Origin of the sequence: Paractinoplanes toevensis (assembly GCF_018332695.1) — a bacterium.
In the GTDB taxonomy this organism is placed as follows: domain Bacteria; phylum Actinomycetota; class Actinomycetes; order Mycobacteriales; family Micromonosporaceae; genus Actinoplanes; species Actinoplanes toevensis.
Genome location: NZ_BOQN01000019.1, coordinates 1 through 18,604 on the forward strand (window position 1 = coordinate 1; position 18,604 = coordinate 18,604).

Below are 18,604 nucleotides of genomic sequence, written 5' to 3' on the forward strand. Positions count from 1 at the left end.
GATCATCCCGCCACCCGGCCGGATGATCCGAGCCGGCTCACCCGCAGCCCAGGACCAGCGCCGGCTCCCCGTCGGCTTCCGCTTCCGGCTCCGGGTCTCCGTCGGTCTTCCGCCCACGCTATCCGTTGGCGTGGCGGGCGGCCAGCAGCTCGGGCATGTGGCGGTCGCTCCAGGAGCGGGCCGCGTCGATCAGCTCCATCAGGCTGGCGCCCAGGGCGGTCAGCTCGTATTCGACGTGCGGTGGGTTTGCCGGGAACTCCCGGCGGAGCACCAGGCCGTCGCGTTGCATGGCGCGCAGCGTCTCGGTCAGCACCTTCGGGGTGACACCGGCGAGGGTGTCGCGCAGGTCGGTGAAGCGGCGCGGCCCGCCGACCAGCAGCACCACGATCATGCCGGTCCATTTGCCGCCGACCTGGAACGGGAACTCCGCCGACGGGCAGGCGGGATCGATGCGATCCACCACGTACGCTCCCGGTTTCGTTGAAGTGACCGGCACCCCCGACGCTACCGTCCCCGCCATGCCCACCTCCATCGCTGTTTTCGGCGCCGGCGGCCGCGCCGGCCGCCCTATCGTCGCCGAGGCCGCCGCCCGCGGCCACCGGGTGGTCGCCGTCGTGCGCGACCCGGCCCGCCACCCCGGCCTGGCCACCCCGAACGTGTCGGTCGTGGCCGGCGACGCCCGCGATCCGGCGTCGGCACGTGAAGCCGCGGCGGATTGTGCGGCAGTGGTCAGCGCGGTAACCCCGTTCACCGCCCCGCCGCCGTCGTTCGACGGCTTCGACACCGCCTGGTACGCCCGGGTGGCCGACGCCCTCCTGGCCGCGAAGCCTCCCCGCCTGATCGTGGTGGGCCTGTTCGCCACGCTCCGCACCCGCCCGGACGGCCCGCGCGTGCTCGACGACCCTGCGCTGTTCCCGCCATCCTTGCGCCCGTTCGCCCTGGCCCACGCGGCCGGCCTGCAACGGCTGACGGAAAGCGACGCCGATTGGTTGCTCCTGGCCCCACCGCCGGGCCTCTCCGCGGAAGCCCCACCAACCGGCACCTACCGTCTGGGCGACGACACGGCCGAGGATCAGGACACCCCTCTGGCCTACGCCGACCTGGCCCGTGCCGTCCTCGACCAGATCGACCACCCCACCCGACACCGCCGACAGACCGCCGTCCACGCCGCAGCACCCGACCACCCGATCGCACCGGCCTGACCACCCACCCAGCCACACGAGCAGCCAGGCGACCCGCCGGACGAGCGACCCGGCACTCAGCCGCGCGCACAGCGCGGCACTCGGCCACCCGAGCACCCGCCGCAGAACCGCGCGGGCGGCGCGGTGGTCAGTCGGCGGCGGGTAGGCAGCCGCCGTCGGCGGTTTGGCTGCCGTATTCGACCTGGTAGCCGTTCGCGCGGCTGATCCAGCCGAGCACGCAGGCCTGGCCGGTCCACGCGGCGATGGTGAAACCGTCGCCGTAGCCGACGTCGTGGGTGGCGGGCTTGCGGACCGTCGCGTGTGGCAGGCCGTGCGCGGCCAGTGCCCTCGTCACCGCGGCCTGGTCGAACTTCCGGGTCTCGGCCAGCGGTTTCAGGGCGTCCTCGGCGGCCAGGGCGCACCTGACCGCGCCGGGCACTGCCGACTTCGGCAGCTCGTGCCGGTCGAGGAACATCCGGTTGGCGCGCATCTGCCGCTGCATCATCTCGCCGCGGTAGGCCTCGTCGCGGTATTCGTCGGAGGGTCTCGGCAGTGGGCTGTCGTCGGCCGGCTCGGCGGTCGCGGCGGCCGTTGCGCTGCGGCCGGGCTTGACGGCCGCCGCCCTGGTGCAGGGCAGGGTGTCCTTGCCGGGCGGCGTCGTGATGGCCGCCGCCGGCTCGGTGGGCGGGCCTTGCGGTCGCTCGCCGGGGCCTGCGCAACCGGCCAGCAGAAGCAGGGCCGCCGCACCGAGCACGGCGAATCGTCGATCGTTCATGTCTCCCCCGTCGTCGGGGGCGACCATACTTATCGATCCGGCGGCACGACCAACGGGTATCGCGACTCGTCGCGGACCGCCAGCCGCTCCATCGCCTCCGCATATTGCTCGGGGGTGATGTCGCCGGCCGCCAACTGGGCCGCCAGCACGCCCTCGGTGCTGGCCACGGGCGAGTCGGGTGGTGGTTTCACGTCAGCGCGCCACGGACGTGCGGCGGCCGGCTCCGGGCCGACCCACTTCCACACCGACACGGCGCACACGGACAAAACGATCAAGACAAACACAAAGAGGAAGACCATCCCCCGTCACCTCCAGGACACCTATCCTGCCGGATTCGAACATATGATCGGAAGCTCTCGGTCAGGTTGGTGTCACTGGGAGAGTGACTAAAGGTTGAAGCCCCCCGACACCTCGAGGTCCTGCCCGGTGATCCAGCGGCCGTCGGCGCCGATCAGGCCGGCGATGGCGACGCCGACGTCGTCCGGTTCGCCGAGTCGGCCCAGCGCGGTCTTGGCGACCAGCGCGGGGATCACCTCGGGGAAGCGGGCGAAGGCGTCGCCGGCGATCCGGGTGCGGGTGGAGCCGGGTGAGACCGAGTTGACCCGGATCCCGCGCGGGCTGAGCTCCTTGGCCAGGTAACGGGTGAGCGTGACCAGCCCGCCCTTCATCGTGCCGTAGGCGGAGTAACCGGGCTCGGTGGTGCGCAACGCCGCGTTGCTGGCCACGTTGACGATGGCGCCCCCATCGGCGATCAGCGGCAGCAGAGCCTGGGTCAGGAAGTACGGCCCCTTGAGCAGCACCCGCATCAGCCGGTCGAAGTCGTCCTCGGTGGTCTCGCCGAACATCGCCATGTGCCCGAACCCGGCGTTGTTGACCAGGTGGTCGAAGGACGAACGCTGCCAGGTGTCGCGCAGCGCACCGGCCACCGCGTCCCGGAAGGCCGGGAAGGTATCGGACCGCCCCACGTCCAGCGGCAGTGCGACGGCCGTACCCCCGTCCTTTGCGATGGTCGCGACGGTGTCCCGCGCACCGGCTTCGTTACCCGAGTAGGTGAGGATCACCCCGCTCCCACGAGCGGCGATCTCGATGGCTGCGCTTTGCCCGATACCGGAGCTCGCCCCGGTGACGATTGCGATTGTCATGACCCAAGACAACCATCGTGAGCTGCTAATACGTTAGAACGATGCTCGCCGCCTCTTGCCTGATCCTCTCACTGCGAGGTCAGACGCGAGGCCATAGGCCCCATCGGTAGCCGCCAAACATATATTCTCTATATGCTCAGTGGGATATACGAAGGAGACTCCATGGAACTCCTGTGGTACATCCCCAACCAGGTGCTGCCCGGCCATCGCGGCGACGAGGTCACCGCCGATCACAACAGCCTGGACACCCTCACCGCGCAGGCCAAGGCCCTCGAGGAGTACGGCTGGGGAGGCGCGCTCCTGGGCACCGGCTGGGGCCGCCCCGACACCTTCACCGTAGCCACCGCCCTGGTCGCCCGCACCACCACGTTCCAGCCGCTCATCGCGACCCGGCCGGGTTACTGGCGACCGGCCAACTTCGCCTCGGCGGCCGCCACCCTCGACCACCTCAGCGGGGGCCGGGTGCTGGTCAACATCGTGTCCGGAAAGGACAACCTCCAGGCGTACGGGGACAGCGAGGGCGACCAGGCGCACCGCTACGGCCGTACGCGGGAATTCATGCATTTGATCCGTCGTCTTTGGACCGAGGAGAACGTGACCTTCCACGGCGAGCACTTCCGGGTCGACAACTCGACCGTGGTGCCCCGCCCGCTGGTCCGCCGCCCGCGCCTGTATTTCGGGGGCGCCTCGGCGGCGGCCGAGCGGGTCGCCGCGACCGAGGCCGACGTGCAGCTGTTCTGGGGCGAGCCGCTCGACGGCGTACAGGAAAGAATTGAGCGTCTGAAGAAGTTGAGCGCCGGCCTCGGCCGCGAGCACGCGCCACTCGAGTACGGCCTGCGGATCACCACCGTCGTGCGGGACACCACCGAGCAGGCGTGGGCCGACGCCCGGGCCCGGGTCGCGGTGATGCAGGCCGACCACAACCCGCACCCCTCGGTGGGCCAGCAGCGTCTGCTGGATCTGAGCGAGCGCGGCGAGATACTCGACGAGAACCTCTACACCGCACCCGGAAAGTACGGCGGCGGCGGGGCCGGCACCACCTGGCTGGTCGGCTCGGCCGCGGACGTGGCCCGGTCCCTGCGCCGCTACGCCGACCTCGGCATCACGCACTTCGTCCTGTCCGACACCCCCTATCTCACCGAGATCGAGCGCCAGGGCGAAACGCTGCTGCCGCTGTTGCGGAACTGAAAGGACAAACCATGCCCCAGGCGTACGCCTATACCGCGCTCGGCGGGCCCGAGGTGGAGGCGTTCCTCGACCTCCCGAAGCCCACACCCGGCCCGGGCCAGATCCTGATCAGGGTGCGGGCGGCCGGCGTGAACCCGGTCGACTGGAAGAAGCGCACCGGTTACCGCCCGCTCGGCGCCCCCGAGCCCACCGCGCCGGCCGTCTTCGGCGGCGAGGCGGCGGGTGTGGTGGAGCGGGTCGGCCCGGGCGTCACCGACTTCCGCCCCGGCGACGAGGTGTTCGGCCAGACCGTCGCCGGCGCCTACGCGGAGTACGCGTTGCTGCCGGCCGAGCTGACCGCCCGCCGCCCGCCGGTGGTGTCGTTCGAGGACGCGGCCACCCTGCCGATCGCCGCCGCCACCGCGCACGACGCGCTGGTCCAGCTCGACCTGCCGCCCGACTCCACTCTGTTGATCATCGGCGTGGGCGGCGGGGTAGGGGTGGCCGCCGCCCAGATCGCCCGGCTGCACGAGATCACCGTGATCGGCACGGCCGGCGCGGCCAAGAAGGACTTCGTCGAGCTGCTCGAGGTGGTCCCGGTCGAGTACGGCGAGGGCGTCGCCGACCGGGTCCGGGCCGCCGCCCCGAAGGGCATCGACGGCATCCTCGACCTGGTCGGCGGCAGCGAGCTGGAGGAGCTGGCCGCCCTGCTGGACGACCGCACCAAGCTGGTGTCGGCGGCCGACCGGGCGACGGTGGCCCGGCTGGGCGGCGCCCCGGTGCAGCGGGCCCGCACCCGGGCGGTGCTGGAGCAGGTCGCCACCTGGGTCGCGGACGGCGTGCTCAACCCGCGGGTGGTCGAGGTCTTCACCCTGGCCGAGGCCCGTCAGGCCCTGCGCCGGGTCGAGGACGGCCACGCCCGCGGCAAGGTGGTCATCACCAACCCGGCGTGAGATGAGGCCCGGCCGCCGACCGCGGCCGGGCTCTCCGGCTCAGCCGTACCAGTGCTTGGCCAGCAGCTCGAACGAACGCACCCGGTCGGCGTGGTCGTAGGTCATCGTGGTGACCAGCAGTTCGTCCGCCCCGGTGACCCGGCGCAGCGTCTCCAGGCGCTCGGCGACCTGCTCCGGTGTCCCGACGAACTGGGTCTCGACCCGGTCGGAGACCAGCTGCCGGTCCTCCTCGGTCCAGGCGAAGGCCGAAGCCTCCGCCGGACTCGGGTAGGGGATGGCTCCGGCACCGGTGCGGACGCTGCGCACCCAGAGCGGGTACGGAACGGCCAGCTGCCGGGCGGTTTCCTCGTCCTCGGCCACGATGACGTCGGCCGAGACCATCACGCGCGGTTCACTCAACACCGAGGACGGCTGGAAGGCTGCCCGGTAGGCCTCGACCGCCTCCAGCACCCGGGCCGGCGCCACGTGATAGTTCGCCGCGAACGGCAGCCCCTTCGCGCCGGCCACCCGGGCGCTCTCCCCACCACTCGATCCGAGAATCCAGATCTGCAGATCGGCGCCCTCTCCCGGCACCGCCCGCGCCTCGTTGCCGTCGTCGTCGGTGTAGGGCCCGGCGAGCAGGGTCTGGATGTCGTTCAACGCGCTGGTCAGGTCGGCCGGCTCGGCGTTCGGCTGGGTGAGCAGCTTGGCGAACAGCGCCGACCGGGAGGACCGCAGGATCGGCTGGAACGAGAACGACTGCGGGATGAGCAGTCCGTCCACCACCCGCGCCTCGGTGACCTCCACCTCGGGCGGCTCGGCCAGGATCGACTTGCGGCGCTGCGCCGACCGGCCCAGCCCGAGGTCGAACCGCCCCGGAAAGAGCGCGTCGAGCATGCCGAACTGCTCGACCGCGCCGAGCGGGGTGAGGAAACCGGTCTGCACGGCACCGGAGCCGAGCCGGATGTGGTCGGTGACCGCCGCGATCTGCCCGAGCAGCAGCGCCGGTTGTGAGCTGGCGACGCCCGGGGTGAGGTGATGCTCGGCCACCCAGTACCGGTGGTAGCCGAACTGTTCGGCCTGCCGGGCCAGGTCTAGGGTGCGGCGCAGGGCGTCGCCGGCGGTGCCACCGGAGACGAGCCCCGACAGGTCGAGGATCGACAGCGGTACGGTCATCGGTCTCTCCTACAGAGTCTCGAGGGTGGGGACCGCGTCGAGCAGGGCGCGGGTGTATTCGTGGGCTGGGCGGCGGAACACGTCGTCGACCGGTCCGGACTCCACGACGGCGCCGTCGTGCATGACCAGGACCCGGTCGGCCAGGTGGTGCACGACGCCGAGGTCGTGCGAGATGAACAGCAGGGCGGTGCCGTCGGTGGCCCGGATGTCGGCGAGCAGGTCGAGAACCTGCGCCTGCACCGACACGTCGAGCGCGGAGACCGGCTCGTCACAGATGATCAGGCTGGGCCGGGGTGCGAGGGCGCGGGCGATGGCGACCCGCTGCCGCTGCCCGCCGGAGAGCTGCCGGGGATGCCGGTCGAGGAGGCCGGCGCCGAGCCCGACCCGGTCCAGCAGGGGTTCGACGGCGGCACCGCGCGGCAGCGCCTCGGCCACGATCCGGCGCACGGTCCATCGTGGATCGAACGACGACAGCGGATCCTGCGAGATGAACTGCATCCGCCGGCGAAGGGCGCGGCGTCGCCGTTCCGGCACCCCGGTCCAGGCCGCCCCCTCGAACGTGACGCTCCCGGACGTGGGCGCGACCAGCCCGAACAGCAGCTGCGCCACGGTCGTCTTGCCTGACCCGGACTCCCCGACCAGCCCGACGATCTCGCCCCGGCCCACGGTCAGGTCGACGTCCGCCACGACTGTGTGCTTCCCGTACCGCTTGGTCAGCCCGCGGGCCTCGATCACCGCCTCGCCCGGCGGCTCCGCCGGCCGGACTTCGCCGGTCCCACCCAGGCGTTTCCCCCGGGTCGCTGCCGACGGCACGGCTTTCAGCAGCTTTTTCGTGTACGGATGACCCGGCGCCGAAAGCAGGGTCCCCGTCTCGCCGGCCTCGACGATCAGCCCGTCCCGCATGACCAGGACCCGATCGGCGAGCCGGGCCACCACGGCGAGATCGTGGCTGATCAGCAGCAGCGTCTCCCCCGCCGCCCGCCGCTCGGCGAGCAGCGCCAAGATCTGGGCCTGCACGGTGACGTCGAGCGCGGTGGTCGGCTCGTCCGCGATCAGCAACGGGGGCCCGCCGGCGATGGCCGAGGCGATCAGCGCCCGCTGCCGCAGCCCACCGGAGAGCTGATGAGGGTACTGCCCGGCCCGCCGCTCCGGTTCCGGCACGTGCACGGTGCTGAGCAGTTCCCGTACGCGTGCGGCCCGGTCGCCGCGGTGACCGTGCACCCGCAGCACCTCGCCGATCTCGGCGCCGACCGTGCGCAGCGGGTCGAGCGAGACCAGCGCGTCCTGCAGGATGAGGCCGGCGAAGCCGCCGCGGCGCTGCCGCCACTGATCGTCGGTGAACCGCCGGGCGTCCTGGCCGTCGATGTCGAAGCGCTCGCTGCGCACGATCGCGCCCGGCCCGGCCAGGCCGACGAGGGTGCGGGCGGTGACGCTCTTGCCGGAGCCGGACTCCCCCACGATGGCCACGCACTCGCCGGGGTGGATGTCGAGGTCGATGCCGCGCACGGCGGTCACCAGCCCGCGCCGGTGCGGGAACTCGACGTGCAGGTCGCGGATGGAGATCACGCGAGCCTCCCCTCGACGCGGCGTTGCAGGTGGCGGCCGACGACGGTCAGGGCGATCACGGTGAGCGTCACGATCACGCCCGGGATGACCGACACCCACGGTGCCACGCTCAGATAGTTGCGTCCCTCCGAGAGCATCGCACCCCATTCCGGCGACGGCGGTTGTGTTCCCATGCCGAGGAAGCTCAGCCCGGCCGCGAACAGGATGGCTTCGCCGAGGCCCATGATGGCGAGCACCGGCACCGGCCCGAGCACGTTGGGCAGCACGTGCCGGACGACCAGCCGGGTGCGCGAATGCCCGAACGCGACGGCCTGGGTGACGTACCCGGCCTGCCGGACGACGAAGGTCTGGGCCCGCACCACCCGGGCGTAGTGCGGCAGGGTGGCCAGGCCGATCGCGACCACCAGGCTGACCGGCCCGGTGCCGGCGATCGCGATGAACAGCAGGGCGAGCAGGATCAGCGGGAACGCCGACAGCGCGTCGAAGGACCGGGCCAGGGCCTCGTCGGCGTACCGGTGGGAGAGGCCGGCCAGCATCCCGAGCAGGACCCCGCAGAGTACGGCGAGCAGGGTGGCCGCCACCGCGATGGTCAGCGAGTGCCGGGCGCCGTGCACCACCCGGTCGAAGACGTCCCGGCCGAGCTGGTCGGTGCCGAACCAGTGCGCGCCGCTGGGTGCCTCCAGCACGTGGAACGGGTCGGCGGCGAGCGGATCGGCGGCGATCAGCCCGGGCAGTGCCACGACGACCAGCATGAGCGCGAGGAATCCGGCGGCGGCGAGGAGGGCCCGGTAACGCGGGGTCATGAGGTGCTCCCCCGCAGCCGGGGGTCGATGACCAGCAGCGCCAGGTCGGCCGCGGTGTTGAGCAGCACGTAGGCGGCGGCGGAGAACACCACGACGGCCAGCACGACCGGCATGTCCTCGCTGGTGACGGCCTGCAGGGTGACCTGGCCGAGGCCGGGCCGCCCGAACACCGTCTCGATGATGACGACACCGCCGAGCAGGGTGCCGCAGAGCCAGCCGAGCAGCGACACCGCCGGCAGCAGCGCGTGCCGCAGGGCGTGCCGGGCGAGCACTGCCCGTTCTCGCAGGCCGCGGGCCCGGGCGGTGACCACGAACGGTTCCTCCAGGGCCCGGTCTAGGCCGTCGCGCAGCACCTGGGTGAGCACCCCGGCGACCGGCAGCGCCAGGGTGATCGCCGGCAGGATCAGGGCGGCGAAGCCCCGGTCGCCGGAGACCGGGAACAGGCCGAGCTGGAACGAGAACACGCTCAGCAGGACCAGGCCGATCAGGAACGGCGGGGTGGAGACCAGGACCAGCTCGGCGGTCGAGCTGACCCGCCGCGACCAGGGCCGGCGGGTGGTCAGCGCGAGCACGAGGGCGAGCGCGATGCCGAGCAGCGCGGCGGCGATCGCGAGCTCGAAAGTGGGCCAGATCTGGTCGCCGACCACGTCACGGACCGGTCGTTGCAGCAGGTAGGAGCGGCCTAGGTCGCCGTGCCCGAACCGCCACAGGTAGTCGAGGTACTGCAGCAGGGCGGGCCGGTCGAGGTTCCACTCCTGGACGATCTGCGAGCGGATCAGCGGGGTGTCGGCGCCGTCGCCGATGATGCTGTCCACCGTGCTGCCGGGGGCCGCGAGCAGCGCCAGGTAGGCGGCGGTCGCGGCGACCCAGAGCACGACCAGGCCCGCGCCGAGCCGGCGGAGCACGATCACTTGCTGAGCCAGACGTTGTAGGCGCTGCCCGGAACGCCGGCGGTGGGTTCGAAGTGCAGCCCACCCACGGTCTTGGCGGCGGCGATCTGGTCGGCCGGGGCGTACAGCGGCTGGATCAGCGCGTCGGTGCCGATGACCCGCTGCTGCAGTTGCCGGTAGGCGGCGGTGCGCGCGGCGTTGTCGCCGGTCGAGACGCCCTGGTCGAGCAGGCCGTCCAGGGCCGGGTCCTTGACGCCGGTGCGGTTGATCGCGCCGTTCGAGGTGAGCAGCAGGTTCAGCGCGGCGCCGACGTCGGTGTCGGCCCGGGAGTTGTCGAAGATCTCGTACTGCCCGTCGGCCAGGGCCTTGGTCGCGGTGCCCTGGTCGACCACGCTCACCTGCAGGTCGATGCCGGCGCTCTGCTTCACGGCGGCCTGCACGGTCTGGGCGAGGATGTCGCGGCGGTCCCGGACGAACGGCGCCGACTGCACCAGCCGGGCGCTCAGCCGCTTGCCGTTCTTCGTACGGAAACCCTCGCTGTCCCGGGTCGCCCAGCCGGTCGCGTCGAGGGTGGCGTTGGCCCGGGCGGTGTCGTTGCCGTACGTGCCCTCCAGGGTCTTGTCGTAGAACGGGCTGGTCGGCCCGACCACGCTCCAGGCCCGGGTGGCGGTGCCGCGGTAGACGGCCTGCAGGACGGTGCCGACGTCGAGCGCGTCCCGGAAGGCCTGGCGCACCTTGACGTCGTCGAACGGCGCGTGCGCGGTGTTGAAGTAGTACGAGTACGCCGACCCGGAGTTGAGCCCCTTGCTCAGCGTCAGCGCCGGGTTGCCGGTGATCTGCGGCTCGTCGGTGGCCGGCACGCCCTCGATGACCTGCACCTGCCCGGAGGTGAGCGCCCCGACCCGCACCGACGACTCCTTGAGGAAGCGGTAGGTGATCTCGTCGAGGTAGGCGGGCCCGGTGTGCCCGGCGTTGGCCGGTGCCCAGTCGTACGCCGGGTTCTTCTTGTAGTGGATCTCCTGGCCGGCCGCGTAGCGGTCGAGGACGAACGGCCCGGTCCCGGCCAGTTCGGCCCCGCCGGCCTTGAGGTTCTTGGCCGCCTTCAGCGAGGCGGGCGAGACGATCGCGCCCTGCGGCGAGGAGAGGAAGTCGAGGATCAGGACGTCCGGCCGGGTCAGCGTGTACTTCACGGTGGCCGGGTCGAGGACGTCGACGCTCTTGAGGTTTTTCAGCTGCACGGCCTTGACCGTCGGCGCGTACCCCTCGGAGAGCAGCAGATCGGTGTTGGCCTTGACCGCGGCCGCGTCGAACGCGGTGCCGTCGCTGAACTTCACGCCGGTGCGCAGCTTCAGGGTGTAGGTCAGGCCGTCCGGCGAGACCTGGTAGCCGGTGGCCAGCCAGGGCAGGTAACCGCCCTTGTCGTCGTGGGTGAGCAGGGCCTCGAAGTTGTTCCAGACCAGCAGCCGGGCCTTGGCCTGGGCATACTGGTGCGGGTTGAGGGTGATCGGTTCGGTTTCGACGGCCCAGGTGAGCGAGCCCCCGGAGACCGGGTCACCGGCGTCGGCCGTGCCGCCGCTGCCCGAGGAGCACCCCGCGGCCAGCGCGAGCAGCAACGGGACGACCAGGAAACGGTGCCGCATCTCCACCTCCAGAAAGCAGTATCCCTTTTTCCTATAGCTTAAATAGGATATAAGCAAGGGGTGCCAGCGAGATCGATGCCCCTGACTGTATGCCTTGCCGCCGCGTTCACCACCCTCCTCGACCAGGCGAGCCTCAATACCGCGGTGCCGGCGCTGCGCAGCTCGCTCGGAGCCGGGCCGGGGGCCGTGGGCTGGATCATCGCGGGTTACTCGCTGGCGTTCGGGCTCGCGCTGGTGCCGGGCGGGCGGCTGGGTGACGCGTACGGCCGGAAGTGGTTGTTTGTGGGCGGGATCACCGTCTTCAGCTCGGCCGCGATCGTGGCCGGCACCGCGCAGCACGCGTGGGTCGTCGTGGTGGCCCGGCTGGTGCAGGGCATCGGCGCCGGCACGGTCAACCCGCAGGTGATCGGCGTCATCCAGGAACTGTTCGCGGGGCGCGAGCGGACCCGGGCGCTCGGCGCGTACGCGATCGTCGGCGGCGTCTCGGCGGTGATCGGCCCGTTCGTCGGCGGCGTGCTGATCGGCGCGCTCGGCAACGAGTACGGCTGGCGCTGCGTACTGCTGCTGAACGTGCCGTTCGGCGTGCTCACCGTGCCCCTCGCCATCAGGTGGTTCCCGTCCGGCCGGATCACCACCCGGCACTCCACCCTGGACCTGCCCGGCCTGGCCGCGCTCGCCGCGGCGACGCTGTGCCTGCTGCTGCCGTTCACCCTGCCGGCCGGGCAGGGTCCGCCCCGCTGGGTCTGGTTCGCCACCGCGCCCGCCCTGGTCGCCGTGCTGATCGCCTGGGAACGCCGGTACGCCCGGGACGGCGGCACCCCGATCCTGCTGCCGTCGCTGCTGCGCGCGCGGGGTTACCGCAACGGCGTGGTGATCGCGATGTTCCAGTTCGGGGCGAACCTGTCCGCCGCCCTCGCGCTCACCCTCTACCTGCAGGAAAGCCTCGGCTGGTCGGCGCTGCGCGCGGCGCTCACCATGCTGCCCAGCGCGGTCACCTTCGCCGCGGCCTCGGCACTGGGCTGGCGGGTGGTCGGCCGCTACGGCCGCATCAGCGTGTTCTGGGCGCTGATCGGCTCGCTGCTGTCGGTGATCGCGGCCGGGGTGGCGGTGGCCTGCGCGCCGCCCGCCCACCTCGCGCTCGCGCTGATGTGCAGCCAGTTCTTCCTCGGCGCGGCCAGCGGCCTGATCGTCTCACCCAACCAGGCCCTGACGCTCGCCCACGCACCGCCCGGGGCGGCCGGCCTGGCCGCCGCGTTCCTGCAGCTGGCCCAGCGGATCTCGGCCTCGATCGGGATGGCCGCGGTGACCGGCGTGGTGCTGGCCGCGGTGGACACCCCGGACGGCACCCCGGTCGTGCACGGCCTGGCCATCTGCGCGGGCATGCTCGCGGCCGGCGCCCTGGTCGCCTGGCGGGACACGCCACGAGTCGTTGACAGGTCCGTAAAAACATATATTGCCGATAGGACTTGAGCGCATTGCCGGGGCGGCCATAGCGTGGGTTTCGTGGATGTCCTCACGTCGATCCCCCAGACGGCCGCCGAGCCCGAGCGGCTCACCGTGGTGCCCGCCCGTCATCCCTGGCGATGGGTGGCCACCGCGGTCGCTCTCGTCCTGGTCGCCCAGCTCGCCCACGGCCTGATCACCAACCCGGGTTGGGACTGGGCCACGTTCGCCGGTTACTTCTTCGAGAAGTCGGTGATGCAGGCCCTGCTGGTCACCCTGGAGTTGACCTTCCTCGGTGCGCTCCTCGGCTTCCTCGGCGGCCTGGTCCTGGCCCCGATGCGACTGTCCAAGAACCGGGTGCTGCAGTCGGTGAGCTGGACCTACATCTGGGTCTTCCGGTCGGTGCCGCTGATCGTGCAGCTGCTGTTCTGGGCCAACCTCGGCTACCTCTACGAGACCCTGCAGATCGGCATCCCGTTCGGGCCCGGCTTCTTCCACTTCGAGACGAAGAGCCTGGTCAGCTCGTTCGGCGCGGCGCTGCTCGGGCTGGCGCTGCACGAGGCCGCCTACGCCGCCGAGATCGTCCGGTCCGGCATCGTCTCGGTCGACCAGCGCCAGCTGGAGGCGGCCGCCGCGCTCGGCATACCCCGGCTGCGCCAGTTCCGCCGCATCCTGCTCCCCCAGGCCATGCGGGCGATCCTGCCGACCGCCGCCAACGAGCTGGTCAACCTGCTGAAGAGCACCTCGGTGGTGTACGTCCTGGCGATCGGCGAGATCTTCTACCAGGTGCAGGTCGTCTACGGCCGCACCGGGCGGGTGGTTCCGCTGCTCATGGTCGCCACGGTCTGGTACGTGATCCTCACCGCGGTCCTGTCGGTCTTCCAGCACTACGTCGAGCGGCACTTCAACCGGGGGTGGCGGCGATGATCGAGATTCGCGGCGTTCACAAGTCGTTCGGTCATCTCGAGGTGCTCAAGGGCATCGACCTGACCGTCGCGGCGGGCAGCGTCACCGTCATCCTCGGCCCGTCCGGCTCCGGCAAGTCCACGCTGCTGCGGGTGATCAACCACCTGGAGAAGGTGGACCGCGGGCACGTCCGGGTCGAGGGCGAGCTGATCGGTTACCGCCAGGTCGGCACGAAGCTCTACGAGCTGCGCGAACGGCAGATCCTCGAACAACGGCGGGACATCGGGTTCGTCTTCCAGACCTTCAACCTGTTCCCCCACCTGACCGCGGTGCAGAACGTCACCGAGGCGATGCGCGGGCCCCGGGAAGCGGTGCAGCGCAAGGCCCTCGAACTTCTCGACCGGGTCGGCCTGGCCGACAAGGCGGCCTCCTATCCGCGCCAGCTCTCGGGCGGGCAGCAACAGCGCGTGGCGATCGCCCGCGCGCTCGCGCTCGACCCGAAGCTGGTGCTCTTCGACGAGCCCACCTCCGCCCTCGACCCGGAGTTGGTCGGCGAGGTGCTCGACGTGATGCGCGACCTCGCGAAGGCCGGCACCACGATGATCGTCGTCACGCACGAGATCGGCTTCGCCCGCGAGGTGGCCGACACCATCGTCTTCCTCGACGAGGGGCGCCTGGTCGAACAGGGCACCCCGGCCGAGGTTCTCGATTCACCGAAGCACGACCGCACCCGGGCCTTCCTGTCCAAGGTCCTCGTTTAGTGGAGCTCCCATGCGTACAAAATCGGTCTTGATCGCCGTTGTTCTGGCCGCGGGCCTGGCCGCCTGCGCCGCGCCCGAGGAAAAGACGAAGGAGGTCGCCGCCGTCGCCGGCGGTGGCACCGTCAAGATCAACGACAGCCCCGAGCAGAACCGGATCGTGCCGGCCAAGGTGGACGCTATCGCCGCCCTGGTGCCGGAGAAGATCCGCTCGACCGGAAAGCTGACCGTCGGCCTCGGCCTGGCCGGTTCCGGCTCCCCGCCGCTCGGGTTCACCGCCACCGACAACAAGACCCTGATCGGCAGCGAGCCGGACATCGCGAGCGCCGTCGCCGGCATCCTCGGCCTGCAGCCCGACCTGCAGAACAGCTCCTGGGAGAACCTGTTCATCGGCCTGGACAGCGGCAAGTACGACGTCGGCGCCTCCAACATCACGGTCACCGAGCTGCGCAAGCAGAAGTACGACTTCGTCACCTACCGCAAGGACGACCTGGCGTTCGAGGTGAAGAAGGGCTCCGGCCTGAAGATCACCGAACCGAAGGACGTGGCCGGCAAGAAGGTGGCGGTCTCGTCCGGCACCAACCAGGAGAAGATCCTGGTCGAATGGAGCAAGCAGGACGTCGCGAACGGCCTGCCCGCCGTCGACATCAAGTACTACCAGACCAACCAGGCCACCTACCTCGCGCTCGGCTCCGGCCAGATCGACGCCTACCTCGGGCCGAACCCGACCTCCGCCTACCACGTCGCGGTGGCCGGGGAGAGCGAGATCGCGGGCACCTACTCGGGGGCCGGCGCCGACCTGCAGGGTCTGATCGCGCTGACCACCAAGAAGGACAACGGCCTCGTCCCGGCGCTCAAGGCCGCGCTCGACGAACTGGTCTCCAGCGGCGATTACGAGAAGATCCTGGCACGCTGGAACCTGACCAGCGAGGCCGTAACCCCCGAGGTCAACCCGCCCGGCCTCCCGATCGACGGGAAGTGACATGCCCGACCCACTGCATCTCGCGGTAGCGCTCGAGAGAACCGGCTGGCATCCCGCCTCGTGGCGGTTGCCCGCGGCACGGCCTTCGGAACTGCTGACGGCCCGCTACTGGACCGACCTGGTGCGTGAGGCCGAGGCCGGCACGCTCGACTTCGTCACCATCGAGGACGCGCTCGGCCTGCAGACCGATCGCCCGGACGGGCCGGACGAACGCACCGACCACGTGCGCGGGCGGCTCGACGCGGTGCTCATCGCGTCCCGGGTGGCGCCGCTGACCTCACGCATCGGGCTCGTACCGACCGCGACCGTCACGCACACCGAGCCGTTCCACATCTCCAAGGCGATCGCCACGCTCGACTACGTGTCGCGGGGCCGGGCCGGCTGGCGGGTGCAGGTCTCCGGGCGGGCCCACGAGGCCGGCCACTTCGGGCGCCGCACGCTGCCGGTGCTCGACCCCGGGTCGCTGAACAGCTCCGAGGCTGTTTCGGCCATCCAAGATCTTTTTGCTGAGGCCACCGACTACGTCGAGGTGGTGCGGCGGCTCTGGGACAGCTGGGAGGACGACGCGGAGATCCGTGACGCCGCCACCGGCCGTTTCATCGACCGCGACAAACTGCACTACATCTCGTTCGACGGGAAGTACTTCAGCGTCAAGGGCCCGTCCATCACACCCCGACCCCCGCAGGGCCAACCGCTGGTCACGGCCCTCGCGCACGCGCCGATTCCGTACGCCTTCGCGGCCGGTTCCGCCGACCTCGCGTACGTGACTCCCGGCGACGCCGACCACGCCCGCAAGATCGTGGCCGAGATCCCGATCCCGCACGTCTTCGCCGACCTGGTCGTCTTCCTGGCCGACACCGAGCAGGAGGCGCGGGACGCCAAGGACCGGCTCGACACCCTCGACCGCACGGTCTACACCTCCGACGCGGCGATCTTCACCGGCACCCCGGCCCAGCTCGCCGATCTGTTGCTGGACTGGCAGGCGGCCGGCCTGACCGGTTTCCGGCTGCGCCCGGCCCGGCTGCCCGACGACCTGGTCGCCATCACCCGCGGCCTGGTCCCCGAGCTGCGCCGCCGCGGCGCCTTCCGATCGTCGTACGAGGCGTCCACCCTGCGTGGCCTGCTCGGCCTGTCACGGCCGGCCAACCGCTTTCTCGAGGGAGCTCGCGTTGCCTAAGCAGATCCACCTCGCCGCGCACTTCCCCGGCGTCAACAACACCACCGTGTGGAGCGACCCGCAGGCCGGCAGCCACATCGAGTTCGACTCGTTCGTCAAGCTCGCGCAGACCGCCGAACGGGCCAAGTTCGACTTCTTCTTCCTGGCCGAGGGGCTGCGGCTACGGGAGCAGGGCGGCCAGATCTACGACCTGGACGTCGTCGGCCGTCCCGACACGTTCACGGTCCTGGCCGCCCTGGCCGCGGTCACCACCCACCTCGGGCTGGCCGGCACGATCAACTCGACGTTCAACGAGCCGTACGAGGTGGCCCGGCAGTTCGCGTCGCTCGACCACCTCTCCGACGGCCGCGCCGCCTGGAACGTGGTGACCTCGTGGGACGCGTTCACCGGCGAGAACTTCCGGCGCGGCGGCTTCCTGGCCGAGGCCGACCGGTACACCCGGGCCACCCAGTTCCTGGCCACCGCCCGGGAACTGTTCGACTCGTGGCCGGCCGACGCGGTGGTCGCCGACAAGGACTCCGGCGTCTTCCTGCGGGACGGCTCGGTCGGCGGTTTCCGGCACACCGACCAGCACTTCGACATCGCCGGCCGGTTCAACGTGCCGCGCAGCCCGCAGGGCCGCCCGGTCATCCTGCAGGCCGGCGACTCGGACGGCGGCCGCGAGTTCGCGGCGGCGACGGCGGACGCCATCTTCAGCCGGCACGGCACCCTGGTCGAGGGCCAGAAGTTCTACCAGGACGTGAAGCGCCGCCTGCCGGCCTACGGCCGCAGCCGGGACTCGCTGAAGGTGCTGCCGGCGGCCACCTTCGTGCTCGGCGACACCCCGGCCGAGGCACAGGAAAAAGCCGCGGTGGTACGCCGTCAGCAGGTCAGCGGAGCCACCGCCATCAAGCTCCTCGAACAGCTGTGGAACCGCGATCTCAGCGGGTACGACCCGGACGGTCCACTGCCTTCGATCGACCCGGATATTTCGGACGCGCACATCGCCCGGGGCCGGGCCAGCGTGCGGATGAACCGCGATCCCGTCGCCGTCGCCAGGGAGTGGCGCTCGAAGGCCGAGGCGGAAAAGCTGTCCATCCGCGACCTGATCATCGAGACGACCAACCGGCAGACCTTCATCGGCACCCCGGCGACGGTCGCTGCGTCCATCAACGACCTCGTTCAGCAGGACGCCGCCGACGGCTTCATCCTGGTCCCGCACGTGACGCCCGGCGGCCTCGACGAGTTCGCCGACACGGTGGTCCCGCTGCTGCAGGAGCGCGGCGTGTTCCGTACCGAATACTCCGGACCCACCCTGCGCGACCACCTCGGCCTGGAGTTCCCGGCATGACCGCGGTCTCGGCCGATCAGTCCGTCCTCGACAACGCGGTATGGCAGTCGCTGACCGGGCCGCACCGGCACCTAGCCGAGCGGCACGGGCTGGCCGCCCGCTACCAGCCGGAGGTGGCCGGGTTCCACGCCCTGGCCGACGCGGCCGACCCGCAGGCGTGGGCCGACCTGGCCACGCTGACCGGCCCAGGCGCCGAGGTGGCGGTGGCCGGCCCGGTGCCGGACGCCCACCCCGGCTGGACGGTGACCGGCCGGATCCCGGGCGTGCAGATGGTCGACGTCTCGCTGGAGGCCCGCCCACTGCCCGAGGCGATCCGGCTGGGCCCGGCCGACGTACCCGAGATCCTCGACCTGATCGAACGCACCAGGCCGGGCCCGTTCCGGCCGCGCACCATCGAGCTCGGCACCTACCTGGGTGTCCGGCGCGGCGGCGCACTGATCGCGATGGCCGGCGAACGACTGCACCCGACCGGCTGGACCGAGATCAGCGCGGTCTGCACCGACCCGGCCTTCCGCGGCCAGGGCCTGGCGACCGCGCTGGTCCGGGCGGTGGCGGCCGGCATCCGCGAGCGCGGCGAGACCCCGTTCCTGCACACCGCCGCCACCAACCAGCCGGCGATCCGCCTCTACGAGTCGATCGGCTTCCACCTGCGGCGGCAGACGACGTTTGCCAATTATCGGATCATCGCCTGGTGAGGGTGTTGACGAACTCGCCCGTCGTTCGCGTCCGGGTCGGC

Annotated in this window: 19 protein-coding genes; 10 read left to right on the forward strand and 9 right to left on the reverse strand. The window is 71.3% G+C overall.

Annotated elements, in window-relative coordinates:
* Nucleotides 1-118 precede the first annotated feature (118 nt).
* Nucleotides 119-463: a winged helix-turn-helix transcriptional regulator gene (locus Ato02nite_RS07550; protein ID WP_246606248.1), complete on the reverse strand. Its 345-nt coding sequence runs from the start codon at nt 461-463 to the stop codon at nt 119-121.
* A gap of 55 nt (nt 464-518) precedes the next feature.
* Between Ato02nite_RS07550 and Ato02nite_RS07555 the strand changes: the two genes are divergently transcribed.
* On the forward strand, nt 519-1,202 hold the full coding sequence (locus Ato02nite_RS07555; RefSeq protein ID WP_213005679.1) for an NAD(P)-dependent oxidoreductase: 684 nt from the start codon (nt 519-521) through the stop codon (nt 1,200-1,202).
* Nucleotides 1,203-1,329: 127 nt separating this feature from the next.
* On the opposite strand, the gene Ato02nite_RS07560 is transcribed toward Ato02nite_RS07555, so the two are convergent.
* From Ato02nite_RS07560 to Ato02nite_RS07570, 3 genes are all read right to left on the reverse strand, one after another.
* Nucleotides 1,330-1,956 (reverse strand): hypothetical protein, encoded by a 627-nt coding sequence (locus Ato02nite_RS07560; protein WP_213005680.1) that lies wholly within the window; start codon nt 1,954-1,956, stop codon nt 1,330-1,332.
* A 29-nt stretch (nt 1,957-1,985) separates the two neighbouring features.
* A complete protein-coding gene (locus Ato02nite_RS07565) occupies nt 1,986-2,216 on the reverse strand; it encodes a hypothetical protein (protein ID WP_213005681.1) in 231 nt (76 codons plus the stop codon).
* A 126-nt stretch (nt 2,217-2,342) separates the two neighbouring features.
* Nucleotides 2,343-3,098: an SDR family NAD(P)-dependent oxidoreductase gene (locus tag Ato02nite_RS07570; protein WP_213005682.1), complete on the reverse strand. Its 756-nt coding sequence runs from the start codon at nt 3,096-3,098 to the stop codon at nt 2,343-2,345.
* A gap of 162 nt (nt 3,099-3,260) precedes the next feature.
* On the opposite strand from Ato02nite_RS07570, the gene Ato02nite_RS07575 reads away from it, so the two are divergent.
* On the forward strand, nt 3,261-4,286 hold the full coding sequence (locus Ato02nite_RS07575) for an LLM class flavin-dependent oxidoreductase (RefSeq protein ID WP_213005683.1): 1,026 nt from the start codon (nt 3,261-3,263) through the stop codon (nt 4,284-4,286).
* Nucleotides 4,287-4,297: 11 nt separating this feature from the next.
* Entirely contained in the window at nt 4,298-5,218 is a 921-nt protein-coding gene (locus Ato02nite_RS07580; protein ID WP_213005684.1) for an NADP-dependent oxidoreductase, read from the forward strand.
* A gap of 39 nt (nt 5,219-5,257) precedes the next feature.
* Here the strand turns inward: Ato02nite_RS07580 and Ato02nite_RS07585 are convergent, their stop codons facing one another.
* Genes Ato02nite_RS07585 through Ato02nite_RS07600 form a run of 5 tightly spaced genes read right to left on the reverse strand, consistent with a single transcriptional unit; the run spans nt 5,258 to nt 11,272 of the window.
* A complete protein-coding gene (locus Ato02nite_RS07585) occupies nt 5,258-6,373 on the reverse strand; it encodes an LLM class flavin-dependent oxidoreductase (RefSeq protein WP_213005685.1) in 1,116 nt (371 codons plus the stop codon).
* 9 nt (nt 6,374-6,382) lie between these two features.
* Nucleotides 6,383-7,939: a nickel ABC transporter ATP-binding protein NikE gene (nikE, locus tag Ato02nite_RS07590; RefSeq protein WP_246606249.1), complete on the reverse strand. Its 1,557-nt coding sequence runs from the start codon at nt 7,937-7,939 to the stop codon at nt 6,383-6,385.
* Nucleotides 7,936-8,742: an ABC transporter permease gene (locus Ato02nite_RS51390; RefSeq protein WP_246606251.1), complete on the reverse strand. Its 807-nt coding sequence runs from the start codon at nt 8,740-8,742 to the stop codon at nt 7,936-7,938. Before Ato02nite_RS51390 ends, nikE begins: the two co-directional genes overlap by 4 nt.
* On the reverse strand, nt 8,739-9,653 hold the full coding sequence (locus Ato02nite_RS07595; RefSeq protein WP_246606254.1) for an ABC transporter permease: 915 nt from the start codon (nt 9,651-9,653) through the stop codon (nt 8,739-8,741). The genes Ato02nite_RS51390 and Ato02nite_RS07595 overlap by 4 nt, the downstream gene beginning before the upstream one ends.
* On the reverse strand, nt 9,650-11,272 hold the full coding sequence (locus tag Ato02nite_RS07600) for an ABC transporter substrate-binding protein (RefSeq protein ID WP_213005687.1): 1,623 nt from the start codon (nt 11,270-11,272) through the stop codon (nt 9,650-9,652). The genes Ato02nite_RS07595 and Ato02nite_RS07600 overlap by 4 nt, the downstream gene beginning before the upstream one ends.
* 75 nt (nt 11,273-11,347) lie before the next feature.
* Between Ato02nite_RS07600 and Ato02nite_RS07605 the strand changes: the two genes are divergently transcribed.
* The 7 genes from Ato02nite_RS07605 to Ato02nite_RS07635 are packed head-to-tail and all read left to right on the forward strand — an operon-like array spanning nt 11,348 to nt 18,563.
* On the forward strand, nt 11,348-12,742 hold the full coding sequence (locus Ato02nite_RS07605; protein WP_213005688.1) for an MFS transporter: 1,395 nt from the start codon (nt 11,348-11,350) through the stop codon (nt 12,740-12,742).
* A 33-nt stretch (nt 12,743-12,775) separates the two neighbouring features.
* Entirely contained in the window at nt 12,776-13,642 is an 867-nt protein-coding gene (locus tag Ato02nite_RS07610) for an amino acid ABC transporter permease (RefSeq protein ID WP_213005689.1), read from the forward strand.
* A complete protein-coding gene (locus tag Ato02nite_RS07615; protein ID WP_213005690.1) occupies nt 13,639-14,382 on the forward strand; it encodes an amino acid ABC transporter ATP-binding protein in 744 nt (247 codons plus the stop codon). The genes Ato02nite_RS07610 and Ato02nite_RS07615 overlap by 4 nt, the downstream gene beginning before the upstream one ends.
* Before the next feature lie 10 nt (nt 14,383-14,392).
* A complete protein-coding gene (locus Ato02nite_RS07620; protein ID WP_213005691.1) occupies nt 14,393-15,361 on the forward strand; it encodes an ABC transporter substrate-binding protein in 969 nt (322 codons plus the stop codon).
* Between the two features lies 1 nt (nt 15,362).
* The gene (locus Ato02nite_RS07625) at nt 15,363-16,538 is read left to right on the forward strand and encodes an LLM class flavin-dependent oxidoreductase (protein ID WP_213005692.1); all 1,176 of its coding nucleotides are present in this window, start codon (nt 15,363-15,365) and stop codon (nt 16,536-16,538) included.
* On the forward strand, nt 16,531-17,868 hold the full coding sequence (locus Ato02nite_RS07630) for an NtaA/DmoA family FMN-dependent monooxygenase (RefSeq protein ID WP_213005693.1): 1,338 nt from the start codon (nt 16,531-16,533) through the stop codon (nt 17,866-17,868). Before Ato02nite_RS07625 ends, Ato02nite_RS07630 begins: the two co-directional genes overlap by 8 nt.
* Nucleotides 17,865-18,563: a GNAT family N-acetyltransferase gene (locus Ato02nite_RS07635; RefSeq protein WP_213005694.1), complete on the forward strand. Its 699-nt coding sequence runs from the start codon at nt 17,865-17,867 to the stop codon at nt 18,561-18,563. The genes Ato02nite_RS07630 and Ato02nite_RS07635 overlap by 4 nt, the downstream gene beginning before the upstream one ends.
* Nucleotides 18,564-18,604: the final 41 nt, after the last annotated feature.